The organism is Elusimicrobiota bacterium, assembly GCA_026388095.1.
In the GTDB taxonomy this organism is placed as follows: domain Bacteria; phylum Elusimicrobiota; class Elusimicrobia; order UBA1565; family UBA9628; genus UBA9628.
This window is the reverse complement of record JAPLKL010000064.1, coordinates 97,100-106,270: the sequence shown is the minus strand read 5'-3', so window position 1 is coordinate 106,270 and position 9,171 is coordinate 97,100. Positions and strand designations below refer to the sequence as shown.

The 9,171-nt window shown below is 68.5% G+C and carries 5 protein-coding genes; 4 read left to right on the top strand and 1 reads right to left on the bottom strand.

What is annotated here, in order from left to right:
* The 4 genes from NTY77_16110 to NTY77_16095 all read left to right on the top strand — a co-directional run.
* Window positions 1–2,799: hypothetical protein (locus tag NTY77_16110; protein ID MCX5797017.1), on the top strand; the 2,799-nt coding region annotated here is incomplete at its 5' end.
* 13 nt (window positions 2,800–2,812) lie between these two features.
* Entirely contained in the window at window positions 2,813–5,755 is a 2,943-nt protein-coding gene (locus NTY77_16105; protein MCX5797016.1) for a YncE family protein, read from the top strand.
* Window positions 5,752–6,471: an SUMF1/EgtB/PvdO family nonheme iron enzyme gene (locus tag NTY77_16100; GenBank protein MCX5797015.1), complete on the top strand. Its 720-nt coding sequence runs from the start codon at window positions 5,752–5,754 to the stop codon at window positions 6,469–6,471. The genes NTY77_16105 and NTY77_16100 overlap by 4 nt, the downstream gene beginning before the upstream one ends.
* Window positions 6,459–7,367 carry a formylglycine-generating enzyme family protein gene (locus NTY77_16095; GenBank protein ID MCX5797014.1) on the top strand — a complete coding sequence of 303 codons (909 nt, stop codon included), beginning with the start codon at window positions 6,459–6,461 and terminating at the stop codon, window positions 7,365–7,367. Before NTY77_16100 ends, NTY77_16095 begins: the two co-directional genes overlap by 13 nt.
* A 445-nt stretch (window positions 7,368–7,812) precedes the next feature.
* Here NTY77_16095 and NTY77_16090 read toward each other — a convergent pair whose 3' ends face one another.
* Window positions 7,813–8,895, bottom strand: a complete 1,083-nt coding sequence (locus NTY77_16090) for an ATP-binding protein (GenBank protein ID MCX5797013.1) — start codon at window positions 8,893–8,895, stop codon at window positions 7,813–7,815.
* Window positions 8,896–9,171 lie beyond the last annotated feature (276 nt).

The following is a 9,171-nucleotide window of genomic DNA, read 5'->3' as shown; positions in this document are numbered from 1 at the left end:
GGCAACGACCAGTTCTTCACCGGGCCGGAGGACCCCGACTACCAGGCGCTCAAGCGCTGGATCGGCCTTGAGCGCAAGGAGGCTGTCGCCAAGCTCCGCATCGGGGGCAAGCCCGTTCCCGAGGCGCTGGTGGGCAAGCTGCGCGGCATCGTATTCGTGCGCACCCCGAAGCGCAACCACCGCAGATACCTGGACGTGGGCCGCTACCTCCCGGGCGGCGACCTCTACCTGCTCAAGCTCAAGGACGGCGAGACTTTGGAGACGGCCTCCTCCCGGCCCGTCAACCTGACCGCGCGGTTCCACCCCGGCCGCGAGGCGGACGTGCGCAAGCCGGACGTCCGCTACGACGGCCGGGCGGTGCTCTTCGCCATGCGCGTGGGCGAAGCGGACAACCTGAACATCTATGAGCTCGCCCTGGACGAAGACCTCGACTACCGCGAGGGGAGCTTGCGCAAGCTCACCTACCAGCCCGCAGACGCCCACGGCGGCAAGGCCCACTACACCGACCCCGTCTACGTGCCCGACCCCCTCGACGAGAACGCCGCGGCCGGCGGCCTCAACCTCGACCGGGCGGACATCGTCTTCGCCTCCAGCCTCGCCGGCGAGGTGACGCGCGCAGCACCCCGGGGCATCCTCGGTGAAGCGGCCGGCGGGGACGCCTCCACCATCGTGGACTTCGACCGGCCGGAGCCGGAGGGCAGCTTCGTGGGCCGGCGCATCTTCATCGTGGACGGGACCGACCAAGGCTCCTGGCGCACCATCACCGCCTTCAAGAGCGGGCTCTTCACCGGCAAGCGCCGGTCTTGGATCAGCGTGGACCGGCCCTTCCCCCATCCGGTCGACGAGTCCACCATCTACGTGATCGAGCGGGACCCCGGCACCCAGCCGGGCTTCCTGCCCTCCTATTCCGTCTACGGCATGAAGGACCCCGAGCCCGGCCGGGAGAAGTCCATTTTCGCACAGACCCTCACCCGCATCACCTGGGGTCCCGACGAGCTCGACCTCAGCGTGCGCAGCACCGGGGAGGTGTTCTTCGTCTCGCAGCGCTCCGGCTGCGACAAGCGCGGCCGGCCCATCTTCAACATGGCCAGCTGCCGGCGCCACCTGGACACCAGGTTCAGCTTCCCCACCCATCAGGGCAACCGCTCCAAGACCCTCATCACCGCGGGCAGCCATGAGCTGCCCAACGGCACGGACATCCACGCGGGCCTCGACCCGGACACCCTCTGGGAGAGCGGGAGCCTCACCATCAGCGACCATCAGTTCGGCCCGGACATCGAGGAGCGCAATCCCAACACCTACGCCGCGGGCATGTTCGACGAGGAGGGCGTCCCCCCGAGCCTGCGCCCCGACCTCACCAACACCCGCTTCATCTTCAAGGGCAAGGCCCCGTCCCACCCGCGCTTCGTGTTCAAGAACACGCCCCTCTTCCCGGAGCGCGGCCCCGGCGCGGTGTCTCGGACCGGCTTCTCCCCGGGCGGGGCGTTCCGGGACCCCGTGCCGCTGCCGGACGGGGGCATCCTGGTCGCGCACTCCCGGGCGCCGCTGAACCACCTCGACCCGCGCGCGGACCCGGACTTCGACCTCTACGTGCTCCGGGGAGACCCGAGTCTGCAGCCCGTGGGCGGCAAGGGGATCCCGAAGGTGCGCAAGACCAGGATCTCGGCCGCCAGCTCGGCCGGAGCCAGCGAGGTGCAGGCCTGCCCGATCCTGGTGCGGCTCAAGCCCAAGATCAACGCCGCGACCCGGCCCAAGCGCGAGCATCTCATCCGGTACCCGGGGCAGCCCGCGGACACCCGGCCGGCCCGGTACCTGGAGCGGAACTTCCTCGTCATCGACGCCATCATGCGCGACCCCACGCCGGTGGGCAAGAGCGTCCGCTACGAGATCGATCCCGTCACCGGCAAGCCGACCGACCCGCTCGACCGGATCGCGGCCGTGCGCATGGTCGAGGCCCTGCCCATGACCCCCGAGCTGGCCCGGCCGGTCGCGACGGACGCGATCCGCAACCGCGACCCGGAGAGCACGCTGGTGGCCAACGGCATCACACCGCTCAAGCGCGTCCTGGGGGAGGCCCGGGTCTTTCCGGACGGGTCCGTGTCCGCCTGGGTGCCCTCCAACACTCCCATGATCATCCAGAGCATCAATAAGGACGGGCTGGTAATCCACCAGGACGCCCGGTACTACTTCTTCGCGCCCAACGAGACCTTCACCATCTCGCCCTCGCCGAGCGAGACCTTCCAGACCTGCGGGGCCTGCATGGGCGCCATGAGCGGCAACCCGGCCCGGCTCTTCGGGCCGGCCAACCCCTTCCCGGGACAAGGCACGGTCCTGGCGCTCGCCCCCGGCGCGGCCCCCGCCGCGACGCTGGGGGCCAGACCTCAGGACCGGCGCTCCGTGGATTTCGAGCGCGACATCCAGCCCATGCTCGACCGGCACTGCGCCGCCTGCCACAGCGGCGCCGGCGCGCCCGCGGGACTGACGCTCACCGGCGAGAAGACCCGCTACTACAACGACGCCTACGAGAGCCTGCTGCGGCTCGAGGAGCCCGCCAGCCGCTGGTACGGGCGCAAGAAGTACGTCAGCGAACGCGACGCCATGGCCATCGAGAGCTACCTCATCGCCAAGCTCGAAGGGCGGCAGCTCAAGGCCCAGCGCCCGCTGTCCGGAGACCGGCCCCACCCCAGCCCGGAGCTCTTCCGGGCGCGGGGACTCGCGCCGGCGCCCCTGAGCGAGGCGCAGCGTCGGCTCATGGCCCTATGGATCGACCTGGGGGCGCCGTTCCGGGGGCCGCGCTAGGATGAGACCCCCAATGCTCCTGCTGATGCTGTTCGCCGCGGCGGCGGCCTGCGGCCGGCCCCGGGACCCGGAGCCGGGGAGCCTGCCCTCCAAGTACGGCCTGCTCACCAGCTCCCGGTGGGCCTACGGCGCGGCCTTCAAGAAGGAAGACCTCAAGCCGGTCGCCAACACCAACCCCCACCCCGAGCCCAAGCCTTGGCGCGACCATCCCTTCGACCTGGCGCTGACCCCGGACGGCAAGAAAGCGTACGTCACCTTGCCCGGCAGCGAGGCGCGGCCGGGCCACGAGGTCGCGGTCTTCGATGTCGCGAAGCGGAAAGTGGTCAAGAGGATCACGGTGGGTTCGAGCCCCTGGTCCATCGCCGCGCACCCCGGCGGGAGATTCCTGGTGGTGCTCAACCGCTTCTCCAACTACGCCTCGGTGATCGACACGGCTTCCGACAAAGTGACCGGCGAGATCCCTCTGGACTTCTATTGCATGAGGCTGGTCCATAACAAGGCGGGGACCCGGGCCTATGTGAGCAACCGCTACCTCAACCAGATCCTCGTCCTCGACGTGGACGCGCGCGGCGGCGCCTATCGCGCCGCGGTCCGTCCTCTGGGGGGCTTCGACGAGGCGGCCTTCCACGACAACCTGCACCAGGTCCTGAGGCGGAGCTGCGGCGCCCTGCAATGCCACGGCCGGACCCGGGGCGGGTTCTATGCCGGAGACGACGCCCGCAAGGCTTTCTTCTCGGCGCTCGAGAACTCGACCGCGGGCGACCCCGCGCAGAGCGTGCTGCTGCGGGCGGCCCTGCCCGCGGCCGACAACGGCTTCGCCGACGACCGGGCGGGCAACAACATGCACGCCGGGGGACGGTCCGTCTGGCGCAAGTCCTCCCCCGACTACCGCCGCGCCGCGGCCTGGATCGCGGCCGCGCGCCAGGGCCCCGGCATCCCGGTGGGCAACTTCGGCTCCAAGCCCTACGCCTTGGCCCTGAGCAGCGACGAGCGGCGGCTCTTCGTGGGCAACCAGGGCACCCAGGACATCTCGGTGGTGGACCTGGAGCGCGGCGAGGAGGTCACCGGGATCTACACCCAGAACGTCATCACCGACCTGGCCCTGCACACCTCGGCCGGGCACGACCGCCTCATCGCCCTGTCCATGGGCATCGGCTTCGGCGCGGCCAAGGAGCGCGACCCCTACGGCGGGGAGACCTCGGACCGCCGCCAGGCGGCGGCGCAGTTCACCGTGCTGCGCGACACCAGCACCACCGAGCCCCTGCCGCTCAAGGACCAGGAGGTGCTCGGGCCCTTCGATGCCGTAGACGGCACCGCGGCGTCCAAGATGGGCGACATCCAGAACGACATCACGGTACTGGACGCCAGCCGCCTGCGCGTGCCGCCGCGCTCTCCGGACGGCGCGCTCAGCTACGCCTTGCGCGCCAACCGCTACGAGGCCCACGCGGACTGGGTGCGCTACACCTCGGATTCCGCGGAGGTCCTGCCCCAGGACGCGGCCGGCGACATCTCTCCCGAACTGCAGCGTGTGGTGGGCGCGTTCCCGGAGAGCCTGGTCGTGGACGGAGACCGGGTCTTCGTGGTCATGCTGGGGACCTACGAGCTCGTCGAATACCGTCTCTCCCCGCGCGCGGGCGAGCCCTCCGAGCTCCTGACTCCCGTCGCGGTCTACCCGACCGGGATCATGCCCCGCAACGTCGCCCTCGGGCCCCGGGGCACGCCGGCCGAGGGGCTGGCGTTGGTGACCAACTACCTGGGCGAGTCCGTCAGCGTGATCGACACGCGGCGAGGGACCTCGCGGGAATACGCGGTCGGCGGCCGCTCCCGCCCCTTCCCGGACACCAACGCCGAGCGCGGCCAGATGTTCGTCAACACCGCCGTCTTCTCCGGGGACCGGGACACCTCCTGCATGTCCTGCCACATCTACGACACCAGCGACGCGCGGGGCTGGGGGGCCGGGCAGGCCATCGGCCAGATGCGCGACGGCCACTTCGTCAACGGCGGCCTGCTGGGCATCCCCCAGATCAAGAACCTCTTCGCGGTCCAGCCCTTCTACTTCGAGGGGACCCACAGCGCCTTCGCTGGGCAGTTCGACGACGCGCGCGAGCACGTGCCGCTCCAGGCTTTCACGGCTCCCAACCCGCAGGGCGACTTCACCGCGCTGCGCCGCCCCGCTTCGGCGCGCGCGGGCCGGGCCGAGCACGAGGAGATCCAGGACAAGACGTCCACCGCCTCCTGGGGCCGGTCCTACCTGGACCTGGAGGAGCGCCGCGACGAGCTCATCCGCAGGCTCACCATGCGGTACTTCGGCAAGGCCTTCGATTTTCGGGATCTGCAGCGCTTCATCGGCGAGTTCCAGGCCGCGGAGACGCGGCTTATGCCCAATCCTTTCGACCAGCGCAGCCCGTCCGCGGCCAGGGGCCGGCTCCTGTTCAACGATCTTGCCGTGGGCTGCGTGGTCTGCCACAAGCCTCCTCATTTCACGGACAAGAGCGAGCCCCTCTACCACAACCAGTCGCGCGTCCTGCCCTCCCTCATCTCGTTTTCGCCCCGGGAGGGGGCCTTCACCCTCGTGGGGCCGCACTATATGGACGGCGTCAACGGCTACGTCCGGGACCTGGAGCCCTGGGAGCCGGGAGGGGTCAAGAGGAAGGGGATGGTCACGACCTTCTCGCTGCGCGGGCTCTTCGACCGCCCCTTCGTCTTCCTGCACCACGGCCGGGCCCTGTCGGTCCGCGAGACCTTCGCGGTGCCGGACCACTACTCTCTGAGGAAGTTCAAATACAGCCCGCTCAGCGGCGGCGAGGAGGTCCGGCCCGGGGGCAAGGAGCGCGGCTTCAACGAGCAGAGCTTCCTCAAGGAGAAGACCTACATGATGGACACCCACGGCGCGACCAGCCAGCTCCACGCGCTGCAGGTGCAGGACCTGGAGAATTTCCTGCTGAGCATCGAATGAGCCCCTTCTTCCTGGCCGTGGTCCTCTCGTCCCTGGCTTTGGGCCGGGACGACGCCCCCATGACCGCGGTCCCCGGCGGGCCGTTCCTCATGGGCGAGGACCGGCGCGCGGTCTCCGTGCAGGCGTTCCGCATCGACACCTTCGAGCTGAGCAACGCGCGGTACCGGAAGTTCCTGGAGTGGGCGAGGACCCACGGCGACGGCAAGGACCACACTCCGCGCTACTGGAAGGAGTTCATCCCGCCCCTGCTCAAGAAGACCGGGCTCGCCGGCCTGCGGCGCTTCAGCGAGAAGACTTTCCGCGAGGACGACCGCCCGGTGGTGGGGGTCGATTGGTACGATGCCGACGCCTACTGCCGCTGGGCCGGCAAGCGCCTGCCCACGGAGGCGGAGTGGGAGAAGGCGGCCCGGGGCACGGACGGCCGGACCTGGCCTTGGGGCAACGCCTGGGATTTCCAGAAGTGCAACAGCGGCGGCTATGAGCTGCACGGGGAGCGCGACGGCTACATCTACGCCGCTCCCGTGAACAGCTTCCCGCAGGGGGCGAGTCCCTACGGCGCGCGCAACATGGCCGGCAACGTCGCGGAGTGGGTCTTGGAGGGCGTGGTCAAGGGCGGCGGCTCGGACTCGTATCCGAGCTCGGTGCGGCCCGCGGCCAGGAAGGCGCGCGAGCGCGAGTTCAGGTACTTCTCCTTGGGGTTCCGATGCGCCGAATAGGGCTCTGGGCGGGGCTGCTGCTGGGCCTGGCCGCTTGCGGGCCGCGGCCCGCGCCGCCTCCGGGCGTGAGCCTGCGCGCGGACCGTTACTTCAGCGACAAGGACGGGATGGAGCTGGTGCCTGTCCCGGAGGGGAGTTTCCTCATGGGCAGCGCGCAGGGCAGCTATGACGAGGCTCCGCCGCACAAGGTGCGGTTGGGAGCCTTTTTGATCGACCGCTTGGAGGTCTCCAACGCCCAGTTCCAGAGGTTCATAAAGGAGGCGGCCTACTCGCCCGAGGGGCCTTGGCAAAGGGGAGCGGGGCCAGGCAGCGAGGAACTGCCGGTCCGGTTCGTGACCTGGCACGACGCGGCCGCCTATGCGGCCTGGGCCGGCCGGGCCTTGCCCACCGAGGCGCAGTGGGAGTTCGCGGCCCGGGGCACGGACGGCCGGACCTATCCCTGGGGCAACGAGTGGAAGGAAGGCATGGCGCGGACGGCTCCGAGGGCCGACGAGACGAAGGAAGGACTTGCCCATGTGGACTCGGACGTCCTGGCCGGCCCGGCCCGGGTCGGCTCTTTACCCCAAGGGGCCAGCCCTTACGGCGCTCTGGACATGGCGGGCAACGTGTGGGAATGGGTCGCGGACTGGTACGACCGCTACTACTACGAGGCCCTGGCCGCCCGGGGCGTGGCGCGCGACCCCAAGGGGCCGGAGGATGGGGCCCCTCCGGAGGAGCGCTTCGCGCGCACCGGCACGGCCGCGGGCAACGAGCGGAGCACGCGCAAGGTGATCCGCGGCGGCGGCTGGATGGAGCCCGGCCAAGAGAACATGCGCTCCTCCAAGCGCATGTGGGGCGACCCCCGCCATTGGTTCAACGACACGGGCTTCCGCTGCGCCCTCGCCTGGGGACGCTGACTCTACAAACCCACGGTGGCGTCTGAGTGGGGCGCTATCGTGAAGCGTCGGCGAGCACTTTGAGCCCCGCTTCGGTGGTGCGGTATCTCTGCAGCCCGCTGCGGGGCTTTTGGGGGACAGTCCGCTCCAACCACCCCGCGGCCAACAATGCCTCTATATAGGCTTTGCGGAAATACTCCCTGTCCTTGATTCTGGCTGCCTGCTGCAATTCTGCCCGCGTCTTGGAGCCTCGCGCCGCAGTCTGCAATACACGGATGACTTGCGGGGTAACTTGCGGGGCAGCTTGCGGGGTAGCTTGCGGGGTGACTTGCGCGGTGACTTGCGCGGTCGGCTCAGCCACTACGAGCTGGGCCGAATTCGACGCAATTCGACGGAATTAGACGGAAATAGACAGAATTGGACACCCATCATCTAGCCCTCTTCTGGCGCCCCGGGCGTTCTTGACTCAGATCCCGCGTTCGAAGAATTCCGCTACGGAGAGGTCGGCCTGCGCGCCGCCGATGCGGACGGCCCTGGCCTCCGGATAGCGGCGCTGGAAGGTGCGCAGCCCGGGAACCGGGTGTCCTTCTCCGGCCGTGACTTCGATCGCCAGGACCGTCTGTCCGCGCTGGACGACGAAGTCGACCTCATTGTCGCGATCGGACCAGTAGAAGACGCGCTCTCCGGCGTTGAGCAGGGCCGCTCCGACGGCATTCTCCACCAGGTGGCCATAGAAAGCCCTGTCCTTGAGGGTTTCCTCGAACGGCACTCCGCGCAGCGCCGTGACCAGCGCGTTGTTGCGCGCGATAAGCTTGGGGCTGGAGGTCCGCACGCGGGCGGCCTGAGGGCTGAATTTGCGGATGGACTCGACCAGGAAGGCGCCGGCGATGAGTTCGAGATAGTTGGCCAGCGTGTTGATGCTGCCTCGGTCCTGCAGTTGTCCCAGCATCTTCTGGAGGCTGATGATCTGGGCGGGATGCTGGCAAGCCAGCCCGAGGGTCTGGCGGAACAGCGCGGGATGCTCGATGCGCCGCACGGCGGGGATGTCGCGGCCGATGACCGTCTCCAGGAGGGAGTTCTGGACGTAGTCCTTCCAGGCGGCGAAATCGCCGATGAAGGGGACGGCTCCGGGATAGCCGCCATAGAACAGGAAGTGGTCGAGGTCCCAGCCGAACGCAGCCCGGCATTCCGCATGGCTCCAATGAGGACAGGGGATGAGCTGGAAGCGTCCCGCGAGGCTCTCCCGCATCCCATGCTGAATCAGGAGGGCTGACGAGCCGAGGAGGATCACGCGCAGGGGCCGCCGCTGGCGCACGTCCTCGTCATGGAGCTTCTTCACGGCCTCGCTCCAGCGCGGCACTTTTTGGATCTCGTCTATGACCAGCAGGGGCATGCGTCCGGCCTGGTCCCTGGCTTGGCGCCAGAGCCGTGCCAGCCAGCGCGAGTCCGGGGGGGCCAATCGATCGGCGGTCTCGTAGATCTTCGACTCCGGCCATTCTTCCAGGAATTGGTGGATCGCGAAGGTCTTGCCGACCTGCCGCGGTCCCATCAGGATTTGGAGGAGATGGACTGGCCGCGCAAGGTTCTCTTGGAGTTGAGATAGAATGGCTTGCCGCTTAAATGTCATAGAAAAGGTGTTTTAAAACAGATGTAATTCGATGAAAATACGTTTTGTTCAGTGAAAATCTGTTGCCGCTTAAATGTCGTAAAAAACCGATTCTAAAATCGATATTATTCGACGAAATGACGTTTTGTTCAGTGGGGGGGCCTACGCGAGGCGGGAGGCCCATGCTCAGCGGGTGCGAGGTGCGATTATGTGGAGTTT